Here is a 16,163-nt window from a genome sequence, read left to right on the forward strand (position 1 = left end):
GGCCGCTACCGCTGCTTTTTTGTCATCAACAGGGGCATCAGTTTGTGGCTCTTCACTCACGGTTTGCTCAGCGCCATCTAATGCTTTAGCCGCTTTTTTAGCTTTTGCACGAGCAATGGCCGCCGCTACCGCTGCTTTTTTGTCATCAACAGGGGCATCGCTTTGTGGCTCTTCACTTACTGTTTGTTCAGCGTTATCTAATGCTTGTGCTGCTTTTTTAGCTTTAGCGCGAGCAATGGCTGCAGCGACTGCTGATTTTTTATCATCAACGGGTGCAGTCTCGGCCGATTCATCTGTTTGAGATTTTTGCTCTTTATATTTACGCGCTTGTTCTTTACGTAGTGCGCGCTCTTTTGCTACTTCGCTATTGTCAGGTTCTAATTCAGCAGATTGATCGCCTAGCTTTTTAGCTTTAGCGCGTGCAATAGCAGCTGCAACAGCTGATTTTTCATCGCCGTTATCTGATTTATTTTTAACGCGGGCTAGTGCCTCTGCTACTTTTTGCTTTTCGTCAGAAGATTTAGCGGCAGGTTTACGTTTATGGCGGTTTTGACGTTCTTCTTGCTCGCGATCTAAACGCTCTTTTCGTGCATCAAAACGCTCTTTTGCTCTGTCGGCTTTAATTTTGTCAGCTTGTTGTTCTTTAATTTCAACTTTGGCTATACGGTAGTACTGTACAAGAGGGATTTCGCTTGGGCACACATATGCACAAGCACCACACTCAATACAGTCAAATAAATTATGCTCTTGTAGTTTGTCGTACTCTTTTGATTTAGCAAACCACTGCAATTGCTGTGGTAATAAAGAAGCAGGGCAGGCATCAGCACAAGCGCTACAACGTATACAGGCTTTTTCAGGGCCGGGCTCCGCTAGCTCTTTATGATCAGGCGCTAAAATACAGTTAGTTGTTTTAACTATGCCAATACGCACTGTGGGTAGCGTAAAGCCCATCATTGGGCCGCCCATTACAACACTTTGCTGCGGTACAGGTGAGAAACCTTGGCAATCAAGTAAATGCTTTATTTCAGTGCCAAGTAGTGCCCATACATTCCCAGGCTTATGAATAGTGTTACCTGTTACCGTAACTATACGTTCAATGAGTGGTTTACCTTCATAAACGGCTTGTTGTACGGCAAACAAAGTCCCGGTGTTATGCACTAAAATACCAATATCGGCAGGAATACCAATGCTAGGAACTTCACGGTTAGTAAGTAATTTAATTAATTGCTTTTCACCGCCAGATGGATAAATAGTTGGCACCGTTTGAATAATAATTTTTGAGTTATGCTCAGCTGCTTGCTTCATTGCTGCAATAGCTTCAGGCTTGTTATCTTCTATACCCACAATGCACAGTGTTGGGTTTAAAAGTTGCTGCATTATTTCAATGCCTTGGATAACTTCTTTAGCGTGTTCGCGCATTAAAACGTCATCGGCAGTAATATAAGGTTCGCACTCAACAGCATTTACAATCAAAAATTCGATAGGTTGCTTGGTATCTGCTTTTACATAAGTAGGAAAACCAGCACCACCCATACCGCTAATACCGGCTTGGTGAATAATATTTATCAGCTCATCATGACTAAGCTCAGCAGGATTTTTATTTTTATTTAGAGCTACCCATTCGTCTTTGCCGTCTGGCTCAATAATAACACTTAGTTCAGGTAGGGCCGATGGATGTGCTGATGGCATAGGTGCAATATCAGTAACCACACCAGAGCTCGGTGCATGCACAGGTACCGACCAGTTAGCAGCAGGGGCTGTAAGTGGTTGGCCTTTTAAGACGTGTTGGCCTTTTTCTACCAGTAACTTACCGTTTGCGCCTATGTGTTGCTTAAGCGCAACAATGAGTTTGTCGGGCAAAGGTAGGCGAGTGATACTCGCACTATTAGAGAGTGATTTTTGTTGTGGTGGGTGTATGCCGCCAAGAAATGCCCACACGGTGCCTTTTTTTATTTGTTCAAGTAACTTGTCCACTCAAACCTCTAATCTATTTGTGTAACAGGAATAGCATCTAGCTGCCATTTCCAGTTTTGTTTAGTTTCGGCTACAGGTAGCATATCAATGCAATCTACAGGGCAAGGCTCAACACATAAATCACAGCCAGTACATTCATCAATTAACACAGTGTGCATTTGACGAGTAGCGCCTAAAATAGCGTCAACCGGGCAGGCTTGAATACATTTGGTACAGCCAATACATTCATCTTCGCGAATATAAGCCACTGTTTTTATAGGTTCTGCTTGCTCGCCACCGGCAAGTGGTTTTTCATCAACACCCATTAAGCCGGCAAGCTTTTTCATGGTTGATTCGCCGCCCGGTGGGCATTTATTTATTTCATCGCCATTGGCTATGGCTTCGGCGTAAGGGCGACAACCCGGGTAGCCACATTGTCCGCATTGAGTTTGCGGCAAAATAGTATCAATTTGCTCAACAATAGGATTACCTTCAACGCGAAAGCGAATTGCTGCAAACCCTAAAATAAGTCCAAAAATGAGTGCTAGCGAACCAATCGCTATCAAGGCATAAAACAAGGTCATATTAAAACTTCACTAATCCAGTAAAACCCATAAACGCCATCGACATTAAGCCTGCAGTGATCATTGCAATAGAGGCGCCTTTAAAAGGCGTAGGAACGTCAGCAGCTGCTAAACGTTCTCGTAGTGCTGCAAATAATACAAGCACTAAAGAAAAACCAACCGCAGCACCAAAACCATACACTGCAGATTGTAAAAACGAATGATCTTCTTTGATATTTAATAAAGCCACACCTAATACCGCACAGTTAGTGGTGATCAGCGGTAAAAATATGCCTAATAAACGATATAGAGTAGGGCTTGTTTTACGCACAACCATTTCGGTAAATTGCACTACAACGGCAATCACTAAAATAAAGCTCATGGTGCGTAAAAAGGCGATATCCAGAGGGATTAAAATATATTGATTAACTAAATAGCTAGTTACAGAGGCAAGGGTAAGCACAAACGTGGTTGCCAAAGACATACCAATCGCCGTATCAAGCTTACCTGATACGCCCATAAACGGACATAAGCCTAAAAATTGTACTAATACAAAGTTATTAACCAGAACGGTTCCAATCAATAACAAGACATATTCTGTCATGTGTGCCTCACGCTATAATAAACGTGGGTATTATCCTTTTTTCTTTATCGATTAACAACACATGAGAAGAAAATAAACGACTCAATCAGTAATGATATTAAAGTGACTTAAGATTTCAGGTGTAATTAGAATAGGATCGATATTATATGGCTTTAAAATATCTTTAAATTGATCGTGTTCTTGGTATAAATCTAATAGTGCTTTATTAAATAGGGCAATTTGTTCAGGAGATAATTGAATTTTATTAAAACCAATAAAATAGGGGGATTCGCTTTGTAAAAAGGCCAAATTAACATGATGTAAGTTAAATTGTTTTAGCCTAGCGCGTGCTTGTAAAGTATTGGCAAAGTACCCATCTATACGATTGTTTTCTATCATTTTTACACCCGTACCATTGGCATCGGTGAGTAAAACAATATCAAATTCCCTCAATCCGTCTTTAATCATTTGTTGCTGTATTTTGATTAGTTGAAAAGATGCATTTGAAGGGCCAAAAACAGCAATTTGCATTTTTTGTAGATCATTGAGGCTTTTGATGGTTTTTTTTGCACCCTCAGGTTGAAAAAAGGCATATTGCATTTTCATAAGCGGGATCGAAAAATAAAGCCATTCGTTGCGGTCAAGATTCCAGCCCATAGGAAAGTTTCCTTGAGCTTGCAGGTTTTTTAACATGAGCTTAGAGCGACGATTTGGTACGCTGACAAACTCACATTTATAATTGAGGCGTTTACACGCTAAAGTAAGTATATCAACAAAGGGGCCAGCGGCATTATCGTGTTCATCAACAAATGAAAATGGAGGATAGTTATGAGTGCTAAAAACTAATTCTTTTTGCGGGGCGTTTGCGTACAAACTCAAAGGCATAATAAAAAGTATAATAAAGGTAATTACTCTTTTCATGATGCCTCCAATAGACTATATGTCTTTAGGTTTTTCTATGTAATAACCTTGAACGCCATCTAAACACAACGTTTCTATAATGTGCTTTTCTTCTTGGCTCTCAACGCCCTCAGCAAATACACTAACACCAATGCGGTGGGCTAAATCGACCATTAAGCGCATAAAGTACTGATTGTTTTTATCGTCTTCGAGGCCGCGAGTATAACTTGCATCCATTTTAATAAAATCAGGTTTTAAATCGCGGAAAAACTTAAATGAAGTTAAGCCAACACCAAAACGTTCAACTGTAACGCGTGCGCCAACACGGTGAACCATGTCGATAAAGCGCTTACTAGCCTTGATGTTTTGCTGTAAACCAAACTCACTTACTTCAAATACTAGTTTAGATGCAATATGCGTATCTTTCAATAATCGGCGCTCTAGCCAAATTACAAACTGATCGTTGTGTGCACTAGAAGCTGTCACGTTTAAACCAAAAAACTTTTCAGATAAATTACGGCTTTTAACCTTTTCAAGAGAAGAGTCTATGATCAGGCGATCAATTTCTATTGCCATATCAAGCTTTTCGGCCATCGCTAAAAAAGAAGCGGTAGGCAGTACTTGATTGTCTTCTGTTTTAAATCGAACTTGTACTTCAGCGTAGGCTTTTATGCTTTTACCAAGCGGCATAATGTTTTGCATTACCAAATGCACACGCTTAGATTCAATAACTTCTTTAATAACCTTACGCCAGTTTTGATTACCAAACCCCGCACTTACGTTATTAACTAAATCGGTTTCGCGTTGTACGTGCCATGCGTTTACTTGTTTTGATTGCGCCATGCTCATTGCGTTATCAACAACAGAAAGCAATTCGCCTAACGGCTTACCTTTTTCGTAACCTACAATACCCGTATTAGCTACCGAGCTTAACTCTTGGTTTTGTTGGTACTGCGTGAAGCGCGATTGCAGGTTTTCACCAAAGCGCTCAGCTTCTTTTAAAGGAATGTGGGGTAGTACGACAGCAAAGTCAGAGCTGTTTAATCTAAATACTTGGCTGCCAGTGTAAGTGCCGCTTATGTGCTTAATAATATCGGCAACGCCTTTAACGTACTCATCACCTTTTTGATAACCACGGCTTTGGTTTATAGCTTGTAGTTCGCTACAACGAACCATAGCTAAAGAACCAAATGTACTTTGCTCAGTGTTTTCAATATTTTTTTCGTAATACTCAACAAACATATTACGATTACCAAGGGAGGTAATTACATCTTTGTACGCTTCATGCTTAATAGTCATAGCAGCGCTTTGTATGTCTTCGTTTTTGTTTTTTAAGAAATGTGATAATCGATTAAAGCTAGGTACTAAATCTTTTCCCATTTTTTTCAATCGAGTGCCATCTAGTGCTGTTTCTAAATCATTATCAACTTGGTTTTGATTGATATAAATATCGATAATGTCAGCAACTGTTGTACTTATGTTTTTATTTAAATGGTAAAAAATAGATTTCATTAGAATTATTGGAATAATAACTAAAATGGCAGAAATCAAAATAACAATAAAAAGGGAGGTTTGTAGCTGCGACGCTAAATGCTCAATGTTAAGTACAAATTCAACTTTTATATCTGAGGCGTCATTTACAGCAAATTGAGGGCGCACTGAGTTAAAGTTAGAGAGTACAAAATCAGCAAACATTGGTAATTGAGTAGGGGGGTTAATGCTAAATATTTCAGCCCCTTGGTAATCTCTTAGGGTGAAGCTTGAAAACGTTTTACCATCTGCAATTGATTGTTTTAAATTTTGAGCAGAAATATCGTCTAAAGAAAGGTCATTAATATACTTAGTAACAGTAGTTTGCGCACTTTTTTGTGCATCACTTACCGCAGTATCAAAGCTTATAGATATGAAGTAGCTTCCTGCTGCAACACACAATAACCAAGAGATAATTTGTATAAAAATAAGTTTTTTAAATCCAGCCATGTTTTCAGTCTTTTAATAATTCAAAAGGGAAGGAATCAAGTCCTTGATTAATAAACTAAGTACAGCGCATTAAGGAATAAACTAATGCTTTAGTTATATAAGGAAGAGTAGTGGAATTAGCTTGAGATGTCTATGAAATTCTTAGAATTGGCTCCCCCTCCCCGACTCGAACGGGGGACCTGCGGATTAACAGTCCGTCGCTCTAACCAACTGAGCTAAGGGGGAACTAAAGTAGTGATATTATTATGATGATTTGGCTCCCCCTCCCCGACTCGAACGGGGGACCTGCGGATTAACAGTCCGTCGCTCTAACCAACTGAGCTAAGGGGGAACTACATCATAAACATAAACTTGGCTCCCCCTCCCCGACTCGAACGGGGGACCTGCGGATTAACAGTCCGTCGCTCTAACCAACTGAGCTAAGGGGGAATCGTTTATGGTTGAAAAACTTGGCTCCCCCTCCCCGACTCGAACGGGGGACCTGCGGATTAACAGTCCGTCGCTCTAACCAACTGAGCTAAGGGGGAAGCGTCTTGCCTTTCAACGGGGCGAAATATTAATGACCGCGCCGCAAAGTGTCAACATATAAAAGTCATAAATTGAAAAAAGAGGTTTATTCGTTGTTTTTGTGTTCGATCTGCGTGTTTTATAGCTCTATTAAAGTTACTTTTTTAAAAATTTAAGAATAACAATGTGACTTTTATTATTGCTGAGTCTTCAAATTGGTTAAATTAAACACGGTATTAAAGTGGCTTGTTATTAAAAAACAACTCAAAAACATAAAAACTCATTTTTTACTTAGCGATATTTTTCGTATTTAATTTGTTTTTTGTTTTAATTTTCTAAAAATATACCTATGTGTATATTCGCAGAAATATTTTTTGATCTAAATTGTGATCTAATCACTATGTATAAAATGAGTATTTGTTTTATCCGTTCAAAAATAGAGCAATCAATAACTTAACTTTGTATTAAACGTTTTTTTATACCTAACGTACAACTATGTTAAGAAGAAAAATTGGTGAGCTACAGTTTTTAGCGTGAGTTTATAAAAATGCCACAATTAACAAATGGTCAATTGGTTGGATATCACCGAAAATGGAGGCTCTCTCAAAGCCTTTATAAATGCGGGTTTGAATGAGTTATCCACGGTTTCTGTGGATAACTCTGTTTATGAAACTTTAAGAACATCATCGGCACCAATGGTTTAGGGTGCTACAACGATTTCAAGCTTTTAAATCACTATTTTTAATTCAATATAAAACAATGGGTTATGATTTGATGCTGAATGTATGCAACTCGATGAGGGAATTTTTTCGTAACGATAAACCAAGCAGTACCTTTGTGTAAAAAAGCATCATATATCACTGGGTGTTTGTAATAAAAGTTATAAAAATGTGTTTTAATTGGTTTTTGGTGTGTTTAGGCTCTATTTTAACAAAAAGATGCAAAAACTAAGTTTTACTATTTTTTCGAATCTTTACTTCTTTAATTACTTCAATTGTAGTGATAAATCCGTGGCTTGAACTGCCTTGATGCTTTAAAATGATTCGTTCAGTAAAAGAGGCCTATTTATTTCATGCGCGCAATTTCAAAATCCCAGACTCGCCCAGATTTACTAAACGATCCCATCTTGCCCACATTAAAGACGATGACCATCCCGATGATATTCGGCATGATCACGCTAATGATGTTCAATATTGTCGATACATTTTTTATAAGCTTACTAGGCACTGAGCCGCTTGCAGCGGTGAGCTTTACATTTCCGGTTACCTTTACCGTTATTAGCTTAGCAATAGGGCTGGGGATCGGTACATCGGCAGTAATAGCAAAAGCGCTCGGTAGTAATAAAATAGATGAAGCGCGTTTTGACGCCAGTATTTCTTTAATGGTTGGTGTGGTTCTGGTTATTGTGTTGTCATCCGTTGGGTATTTACTGATTGACCCCATATTTACTTTGCTAGGAGCGGGCGCACAAGTATTGCCGTTAATACACGAATACATGAATATATGGTTTATCGGTAGTGTATTTTTAATAACCCCAATGATTGGTAACTCGGTACTGCGCGCCAGTGGCGATACAAAAACGCCAAGTATAGTAATGGGTGGAGCAGGGCTCATAAACGCCGTACTCGACCCTATATTGATATTTGGTTTTGGGCCAGTACCAGCGTTAGGTATTCAAGGCGCGGCCATAGCAAGCGTTATTGCATGGTCGGTTGCTGTGGTTATTATTTTATATATATTAGCGGTTAAAAAACGCTTGTTGAGCCTAAAAGCAGGCAAGCAAACAGTGACGGGCGCTATTCGTAAAATATTAAAAATTGGTTTGCCTGCTGCCGGCGCAAACATGCTTACACCGGTTGCAATGGCCGTAATGACCGCTATGGTTGCGCATCACGGGCCAGAGGCCGTAGCTGCATTTGGAGTGGGAAGTCGAATAGAATCTATTGCAAGTATATTAGTGCTTGCACTATCGATGACATTACCGCCATTTGTTAGCCAAAACTTTGGCGCTGGCAAATTATGCCGCGTTAAAGAAGCGTATACCGGCACACTAAAATTTGTAATGGTATGGCAATTTGCCATTTACGTATTACTCATTGCATTTTCAGGTGTTATAAGCCAATTATTTGGTAAAGAACAAGCTGTAATAGATGTAATTAAACTCTTTATTTATACCATCCCGCTAAGTTATGGCTTACAAGGGGTGATCATATTATCAAATTCATCGTTTAATGCTTTACACAAACCAATGTACGCATTGGTATTAAGTGTCATTCGGTTATTCATATTTTATGTACCATTTGCTTATGTAGGCAACGAAATAGCCGGATTATTAGGGCTATTTATTGGCGCTGCTTTAGGTAACTTATTTACAGCAATAGTGGCATACAAATGGTTTATGAAAAAACTAGAAGCGCTGAGCGGCGAATCGTTACAGGAGTGCAATAATTGAGCGACCATTTTCAGTTAAAATCACATTTTAAACCAGCAGGCGATCAGCCCACAGCGATTAAGCAGCTATGTGAAGGATTAGAAGCAGGCCTTGCACACCAAACTTTATTAGGTGCCACCGGTACAGGTAAAACCTTTACCATGGCTAATATTATTAACGATTTAAACCGTCCAACAATAATAATGGCGCACAATAAAACGCTTGCCGCGCAGCTATACGGCGAAATGAAAGAGTTTTTCCCTAAAAATGCGGTTGAGTATTTTGTATCGTATTACGATTACTACCAGCCAGAAGCCTATGTTGTATCTAGCGACACATTTATTGAAAAAGATGCCTCGATAAACGAGCATATAGAACAAATGCGTTTAAGTGCAACCAAAGCACTGCTTGAGCGTCGCGACACCATTATTGTGGCGTCGGTATCGGCTATTTATGGTTTGGGCGACCCTAAATCATACATGAAAATGATGCTACTTTTAAAAGTGGGCGAAAAAGTAGACCAACGCGACATGCTGCGTCGCCTAGCTGAAATACAATACACCCGCAACGATATAGATTTTAGCCGTGGTACATATCGTGTACGTGGTGAAGTGGTTGATATATTTCCTGCAGAATCTAGCACCTTCGCAATTCGCGTAGAAATGTTTGATGACGAAATAGAGCGCTTGAGTATTTTTGATCCGCTTACAGGCGCCGTCGAAAAGCATATAATACGCACCACTATCTATCCAAAAACACACTATGTTACCCCGCGTGAAAAAATACTCGGTGCTATCGATAAAATACAAGAAGAACTAAAAGATCGAAGAGCCCAGTTACTCAGTGCTAATAAATTAGTAGAAGAGCAACGCGTAACGCAGCGTACGCAATACGATATAGAAATGATGCGGGAGCTAGGTTATTGCTCTGGTATAGAAAACTACAGCCGCTATTTATCGGGCCGTACGCCGGGCGATCCGCCACCCACATTACTTGATTACCTCCCAGACGACGCATTGATGATTATTGATGAATCGCACGTAACCGTATCGCAAATTGGCGCAATGTATAAAGGCGACAGAAGCCGAAAAGAAAACTTAGTTGAATATGGCTTCAGAATGCCCTCAGCAATGGACAACAGGCCGCTGCGCTTTGAAGAATTTGAAGCTATTTCACCACAAACAATTTATGTATCGGCAACGCCAGGCGACTTTGAGTTAGACCGTTGTGTGGGCGCAATCGCAGAGCAAGTAATTCGTCCAACAGGGCTGCTTGATCCACTTATTGAAGTGCGCCCGGTGGGCGATCAGGTTGATGACTTACTTTCAGAAATTTATAAAAGTGTAGAGAAGGGCGAACGCGTACTTGTAACCACTTTGACCAAACGTATGTCTGAGGATTTAACCGATTACTTAAGTGAGCACGACGTAAAAGTGCGTTACTTACATTCAGACATAGACACGGTTGAACGGGTTGAAATTATTCGTGATTTACGTGCGGGCGTGTTTGATGTGTTAGTGGGTATTAACTTACTTCGGGAAGGCCTGGATATGCCAGAAGTGGCGCTAGTAGCCATACTTGATGCCGATAAAGAAGGCTTTTTACGCTCAGCGCGTTCAATTATTCAAACCATTGGTCGTGCTGCACGTCACTTAGATGGTCGCGCTATTTTATACGGTGATAAAATTACAAAATCGATGGCTAAGGCCATGGACGAAACAGCGCGCAGACGCGAAATTCAGCATGCTTATAATATTGAACACGGTATTGAACCGCATTCACTAGCCAAAAAGATTCTTGATGCGATGGATGTAGGCGAAGAAGCCGGCCCTAAAGATAACCTTAGACTTGTTCGTAAAGACTCTAAAAAGGTACTTAGCGCGAAAGAAATTACCGTGCAAATTAAGCAGCTTGAAACCAAAATGCATGCATACGCAAGCGACCTAGAATTTGAAAAAGCGGGCTCTGTTCGCGATGAAATACATGAACTACAACAACAGTTGATTAATTAAAAATGACAGCAAACTTTACTCCTCTTATTACTGCGCTTGAAGATGCGCCAATTTTAAAAAATGAACTGTGCCGTGTTTTTCATGGCCGTGGCCATAGTGTTGAGGCGTTAAGTCATATTAATTTAGACTTTTATCCGCCAAGTTTGTTTTTGGTTTCGTACGACGAAATTGACGAGCAAACACTAAGCGAGCTTACCGATGTTGTGTGGCAGTGGGTGCAAAAAAACCAGCCAGAGCTTATTAGCTCACTTGTGTATCAGCAACGCGCTGGCGTGCAAAGCCAAAACACCGTGGTTTATGGGCAATTACCTAACCCGCATGTTGTAACCGAAAACGGCATTCGTTTTTTGGTTGATTTACAGAGCCGTCAAAATACCGGAATATTTCCCGATATGCGCAGCGGCCGTGAGTTTGTAATGGCTAATAGTAAGCATGGCAAAGTGCTTAATTTATTTTCGTACACGTGTGGGTTTTCGCTTGCAGCAATGCAAGGCGGAGCAGATCATGTAATGAATATGGATATGAGCAAAGGTGTACTTAAAGTCGGCAAGCAAAACCATCAATTAAATGGTTTTGAGCGTGGCGTAAGTTTTTTACCTCACGATATTTTAAAGTCGTTTGGAAAACTAAAAAAAGCAGCCCCGTTTGACTTAATAATAGTTGATCCGCCAAGCTTTCAAAAAGGCAGCTTTATATTAACTAAAGACTATCAAAAAGTGCTGCGCAGGTTGCCAGAGCTACTTTGTGATACCACACAATTGTTATTGTGCGCTAATAGCCCAGAGCTTAGCGAAGAGGCGTTTAAGGCGTTAATAAACGAGCACACCCAAGGCGCAATTGAATTTGTTGAGCGCCTAGCCCCTACCGAGCGTTTTATTGAAGTAGACAGCGACAGAAGCTTAAAAGCACTTATCTACAAAACGTCACAATCTGCTGATTAAATGAAGCTCAGCAAACGCCTAACTGCCATTGATACATTAATTTCGCAGCATCACGATATTATTTGGGATTGCTGCTGCGACCATGGTTATTTAGGCATGGCGCTATTAAAACGCGCAGCTGCAAACCAGGTTATTTTTGTAGATATAGTCGCCACTTTAATGAACGACCTAGAAGCGCAATTATCATCTATTAATAAATTACAAAAAACCTGTAATAAAAATCCGCAGTGGCAGGTCTTATGTCAGGATGTAGGCAAAATTGAAATTGCTCAAAGTAAAAGCCAAGTAGTTGTAATAGCAGGTGTTGGCGGTGAGCTGTTGTTAAGTTTAATACAACAAATTATTGCTAATAATGCAGTGGAGCATTTAAATAATGTTCGGTTTATTTTATGCCCAGTGCATCACACTTATAAGTTGCGAGTGGGTTTAAAGCAATTAGGTTTAGGGCTTGTAAGTGAGCAAATAGTTTACGACAACAAACGTTTTTATGAAGTGATTGAAGTGAGCTTTAGTAGCAATAATGAGATTAGTCACACCGGTAATAAAATGTGGGATTTTAGTAGTGCAGAGCACGCTATGTACCAGCGGCAACTCATAAATCATTATAATAAAATGCTCAATAAAGATAAGCCATACTATCAAAAAGTTATAACAGACTATCAAGAACTCACCGATAGTTAAAAAAGCCCGAAAGTAGGGCGTACATGTGATCTAATTACGACATTGACGACGTAATGTGTTCATAGTTTATATCGCACAACGCGAGTTTATTTGGTTTATTTATGTCAGATAACAAGAGTCACATTAATCATTTGCTTAGCAATGAGCAAAAATGGCAACACAGCTACGAGCAACCTATTTCTTATGCACCCCTTGTGCAATTGGCTAATAGCAGCTGGGTGGTGCCACAACATTTTTTACGTTACAAGCACACGCTTGAAAGCGTAAACGAAGTGCTTGAGAGTATTGAGTTTTCGGCTCACTTTAGAGTGCTTGCTGCACAAAAAGGTGAAGAAATTTACCTGCAAGTAGCAGTGCTGAGCCCAGATAACTATCAAAAAAGTGCATCTGCAAATGAAGGCAAAGCCAAAAAGCTATTATTTGGCAGACGCTGGATAGTAGAGGAAAACTTACCTACTTCAGAACTTATCCAAACTGCATTTTTAGCGTTAAAAGTAGCGCGTGAACATGAAGTAAGAGAGCTTTTTCAGTTAATGCAAAGCGGCGCAACAAGTACGCCATTTAATAACCATCACGACTTACCGGTAATGGCGCAAAACCCTGAGCTTGTTAAAAGTGAAAGTGCTGAAAGCCGTGTTGATGAAGTGCTTAAACGTATTGTATTTGCAGGAAAAAGTATTGAGCTTAAGAGCCAGCAGCAAATAGCCGAGCAACATTTATATACTGTTGAGCTGTTGTGTGAAGATTGCCAACTTAGCGAGTTTAATAAAAAAACAATCGCGTTTTTAACAGCAGATCCATCCGCTAATAGCTTTTTACACGCCTTAATTACAGCATTAGTAGCCACAAGCAATGATTACGTAAACGAGCAATTTAAGTACAAAGGTTTTGCCCGCTTTAGTAAACACGTTGTGGTTGAGCAAATAGGTAACTTAAGTATCGCTATGCGCTCGCCAAGTACTGTAGGGCTTTGCTCTATGGGTAAGCAACATGCTAACCAGTTAAATTTTGAGATAGACAGCGGGCGAGCGCCACAGGGCTGCGGGCAAGCTATTGGTGGGTTTTTAGCTGCTCATGGCATTGAGCAGCCAGAAAATGCACATTTATATCCAAATTACTTATAACAATTTAAAGCTTATTAATTTCATCTTTAACGCTAAAGCTTGAATCGGTAACAATAGCCTCAAGTGTTTGTACACGCTCTTTTAATGCAAGCACTTGTGCGTTAGTTTCAGCTAATTGTTTATGGGCATCGCTGTTGTTGTTTTGCATTTTATGCTTAAACTCAAGATGCTTTTTATACATATCGTAAACCACTCCTGAGCCAACCGAAATTAGCACAATAAGTACAATCATCGTAGTTCCAGACATAATCTCATTCCTTATCATTTTATTATTCGTTTATGGTTAAAGTATAACCTTTAAGCGCTTATGATAAAGCTGACAATTGTAACTTAATTTGTATACTTTACTTAAGCTCAGATTTGAGCGTGTTCATCATTTATACACTTCAGATATTGTTTAATGGCTGCATAGCCACCATATAATAAACATACTTTAGCCAATACAGTGAGTTGCCATGTTAAATAATAAAATACCTCCCGTTATTGTTGTGCTGTTTTTTGCAGGCATAATGGCGCTTATTGCGCATTACAGTGTTATTGATTTCACCGCATTTATTACCTACTTAGCAGCAAGTTTGGTCATTATAGGGTGTGTTTTTTGTATTGCAGGGGTGGTTAGTTTTAAAATAGCAAACACCACTGTAAACCCTAATAAACCTGAGCAAGCGTCAAAACTTATTACTAGCGGCATTTATCGGATTTCGCGTAACCCAATGTATGTAGGTTTTGCATTTATTTTAGCAGGGTGGGGTATTTGGTTAAGTTCCTTGTGGGCACTTTTATGTATTATAGGGTTTGTTGCATACTTAACGTTTTTTCAAATAATACCCGAGGAGCGTGCGCTCACTAAATTATTTGGCGAAGAGTTTACCGCCTATAAAGCGCGCGTAAAACGCTGGTTGTAATCTCTACGTTAAAATTAAACAAACAAAAAAAGGCTATCGATGATAGCCTTTTTTTGTTTACAGCAATTGTATTACTAATTAATTGGTGCTTATTCGTATTCTAACGGGTCTGTAATGTTATTTAGTGCAAATGCTTCAAGGCGTTCTTGGCACGCGCCACATTTACCACAGGCCTTTTCACGGCCGTTATAACAAGTCCACGTTTGGCTGTAATCTAAACCCATTTCAATACCGTCGGTTAAAATACCAATTTTAGTATTGTTTAAGTATGGGCTAAAAATTTCTACAGCGTCGTAGTTAGCAATACGACACACATCATCCATTTTTTGCACAAATTCAGGACGGCAGTCAGGGTAAATAGCATGATCCCCAGAGTGAGCGCCGTAATAAACTTGGCCAGCTTTAAGTGATACCGCGTAACCAACAGCAAGCGAGAGCAAAATCATATTACGATTAGGTACAATCGTACTTTTCATGCTCTCTTCTTCGTAATGGCCTTCAGGCACATCAATGTCATCAGTAAGTGATGAGCCACCAATAAGTTGGTTAATCGCCGAAATATCAACAATTTTGTGTGGAACGTTTAATTTTTCACACACACTTGCCGCCACTTTAAGCTCTTTTACATGACGCTGACCATAGTCAAATGATAGGGCATATACATCATGGCCTTGTTGCAGGGCTTTATTTAATACGGTAAATGAGTCCATACCGCCGGAATAAATAACAACTACTTTTTGCGTCATATCTGTTTTGCTCTTAGTTTTAATAGAGGTTTATATCAGGGCGCGATATACTACACGGCCGCAGCTTAAATAACAATTTTTGCACAGCGCTTTTTGGTTTTTTAATAGTAGCAATTTGGCTGCTAGGTAGTAAGTGAGATCTCTTTTGTACAAAATTAATGAAGTGTTTGAAACCATTCAAGGTGAAGCTAGCTTTACTGGCACACCCTCAATATTTTTACGCCTGCAAGGCTGCCCAGTAGGCTGCTCTTGGTGCGACACCAAGCAAACGTGGGATGTTGATAATGTATATAAAGTATCACTGGACGAAACCGTAGAAAAAAAAGCCGACTCAGATCATTGGGCTAACGCCAGTGCAGAGCAAATTTTAGCGTTGTTTCAATCACGAGGTTATACCGCAAAACACGTAGTTATTACTGGTGGTGAGCCATGTATGTTTGATTTAAATCCAGTATGTAATTTATTGCACGAGCACGGCTTTAGTACACAAATAGAAACCAGCGGCACGTTTGAAATACTCGCCCCAGAGCAAACATGGGTAACGGTATCGCCTAAAATAAACATGCGCGGCGGTTATGAAGTACTTACCAGCGCAATGAAGCGTGCCAACGAAATTAAACACCCCGTTGCTATGCAAAAGCACGTAGAAGAGCTAGAAGCGTTATTTGCTAAAACAGGCGTTAATCCAAAGCTTGTTTATTTGCAGCCAATTAGCCAAAAAGTATCAGCAACCAAATTAGCAATCGACACCTGCATTGCCAAAAACTGGCGCCTATCAATACAAGTACATAAGTATTTAGGAATTAGTTAAAGAGCAGCTTAAAGTTATAGTACGTA

14 protein-coding genes and 4 tRNA genes are annotated in these 16,163 nt (G+C 39.8%); 7 read left to right on the top strand and 11 right to left on the bottom strand.

Translation table 11 applies throughout. From position 1 onward, the window contains the following. The 9 genes from rsxC to CXF64_RS14830 form a co-directional block, all read right to left on the bottom strand. On the bottom strand, positions 1–1,974 hold a 1,974-nt coding region (gene rsxC, locus CXF64_RS14790; RefSeq protein WP_101217389.1), incomplete at its 3' end, for an electron transport complex subunit RsxC. 8 nt (positions 1,975–1,982) lie between these two features. Further along, on the bottom strand, positions 1,983–2,537 hold the full coding sequence (rsxB, locus tag CXF64_RS14795; RefSeq protein WP_007585357.1) for an electron transport complex subunit RsxB: 555 nt from the start codon (positions 2,535–2,537) through the stop codon (positions 1,983–1,985). Between the two features lies 1 nt (position 2,538). After that, entirely contained in the window at positions 2,539–3,120 is a 582-nt protein-coding gene (gene rsxA, locus CXF64_RS14800) for an electron transport complex subunit RsxA (RefSeq protein ID WP_008172491.1), read from the bottom strand. An 81-nt stretch (positions 3,121–3,201) separates the two neighbouring features. After that, positions 3,202–4,020 (bottom strand): substrate-binding periplasmic protein, encoded by an 819-nt coding sequence (locus CXF64_RS14805; protein WP_101217390.1) that lies wholly within the window; start codon positions 4,018–4,020, stop codon positions 3,202–3,204. A gap of 15 nt (positions 4,021–4,035) precedes the next feature. Beyond that, complete coding sequence (locus tag CXF64_RS14810; RefSeq protein WP_007585367.1) at positions 4,036–5,979, bottom strand: EAL domain-containing protein; 1,944 nt, start codon at positions 5,977–5,979, stop codon at positions 4,036–4,038. A 148-nt stretch (positions 5,980–6,127) separates the two neighbouring features. Then, a tRNA-Asn gene (locus CXF64_RS14815) sits at positions 6,128–6,204 on the bottom strand. A 29-nt stretch (positions 6,205–6,233) separates the two neighbouring features. Further along, a tRNA-Asn gene (locus CXF64_RS14820) sits at positions 6,234–6,310 on the bottom strand. 21 nt (positions 6,311–6,331) lie between these two features. Then, a tRNA-Asn gene (locus tag CXF64_RS14825) sits at positions 6,332–6,408 on the bottom strand. A gap of 21 nt (positions 6,409–6,429) precedes the next feature. Then, a tRNA-Asn gene (locus CXF64_RS14830) sits at positions 6,430–6,506 on the bottom strand. Positions 6,507–7,558: 1,052 nt separating this feature from the next. Between CXF64_RS14830 and CXF64_RS14835 the strand changes: the two genes are divergently transcribed. From CXF64_RS14835 to CXF64_RS14855, 5 genes are all read left to right on the top strand, one after another. Further along, positions 7,559–8,938 (top strand): MATE family efflux transporter, encoded by a 1,380-nt coding sequence (locus CXF64_RS14835; protein WP_024591018.1) that lies wholly within the window; start codon positions 7,559–7,561, stop codon positions 8,936–8,938. Beyond that, positions 8,935–10,929 (top strand): excinuclease ABC subunit UvrB, encoded by a 1,995-nt coding sequence (uvrB, locus tag CXF64_RS14840; RefSeq protein ID WP_007583893.1) that lies wholly within the window; start codon positions 8,935–8,937, stop codon positions 10,927–10,929. The genes CXF64_RS14835 and uvrB overlap by 4 nt, the downstream gene beginning before the upstream one ends. A 2-nt stretch (positions 10,930–10,931) precedes the next feature. Continuing rightward, complete coding sequence (locus CXF64_RS14845) at positions 10,932–11,870, top strand: class I SAM-dependent methyltransferase (RefSeq protein WP_101217391.1); 939 nt, start codon at positions 10,932–10,934, stop codon at positions 11,868–11,870. Continuing rightward, the gene (locus CXF64_RS14850; RefSeq protein WP_010553670.1) at positions 11,871–12,551 is read left to right on the top strand and encodes a tRNA (adenine(22)-N(1))-methyltransferase; all 681 of its coding nucleotides are present in this window, start codon (positions 11,871–11,873) and stop codon (positions 12,549–12,551) included. A gap of 101 nt (positions 12,552–12,652) precedes the next feature. Then, entirely contained in the window at positions 12,653–13,675 is a 1,023-nt protein-coding gene (locus tag CXF64_RS14855; RefSeq protein ID WP_101217392.1) for a hypothetical protein, read from the top strand. Positions 13,676–13,679: 4 nt separating this feature from the next. Here the strand turns inward: CXF64_RS14855 and CXF64_RS14860 are convergent, their stop codons facing one another. Continuing rightward, a complete protein-coding gene (locus CXF64_RS14860; RefSeq protein WP_007583900.1) occupies positions 13,680–13,922 on the bottom strand; it encodes a hypothetical protein in 243 nt (80 codons plus the stop codon). 208 nt (positions 13,923–14,130) lie between these two features. On the opposite strand from CXF64_RS14860, the gene CXF64_RS14865 reads away from it, so the two are divergent. Further along, positions 14,131–14,580: a methyltransferase family protein gene (locus tag CXF64_RS14865; protein ID WP_101217393.1), complete on the top strand. Its 450-nt coding sequence runs from the start codon at positions 14,131–14,133 to the stop codon at positions 14,578–14,580. A gap of 89 nt (positions 14,581–14,669) precedes the next feature. Here the strand turns inward: CXF64_RS14865 and queC are convergent, their stop codons facing one another. After that, the gene (queC, locus tag CXF64_RS14870) at positions 14,670–15,326 is read right to left on the bottom strand and encodes a 7-cyano-7-deazaguanine synthase QueC (protein ID WP_007583902.1); all 657 of its coding nucleotides are present in this window, start codon (positions 15,324–15,326) and stop codon (positions 14,670–14,672) included. Between the two features lie 145 nt (positions 15,327–15,471). Between queC and queE the strand changes: the two genes are divergently transcribed. Next, positions 15,472–16,137: a 7-carboxy-7-deazaguanine synthase QueE gene (queE, locus tag CXF64_RS14875; RefSeq protein ID WP_101217394.1), complete on the top strand. Its 666-nt coding sequence runs from the start codon at positions 15,472–15,474 to the stop codon at positions 16,135–16,137. The last annotated feature ends 26 nt before the right edge of the window (positions 16,138–16,163 follow it).

The organism is Pseudoalteromonas sp. GutCa3, from assembly GCF_002836155.1.
Taxonomy (GTDB): domain Bacteria; phylum Pseudomonadota; class Gammaproteobacteria; order Enterobacterales; family Alteromonadaceae; genus Pseudoalteromonas; species Pseudoalteromonas arctica.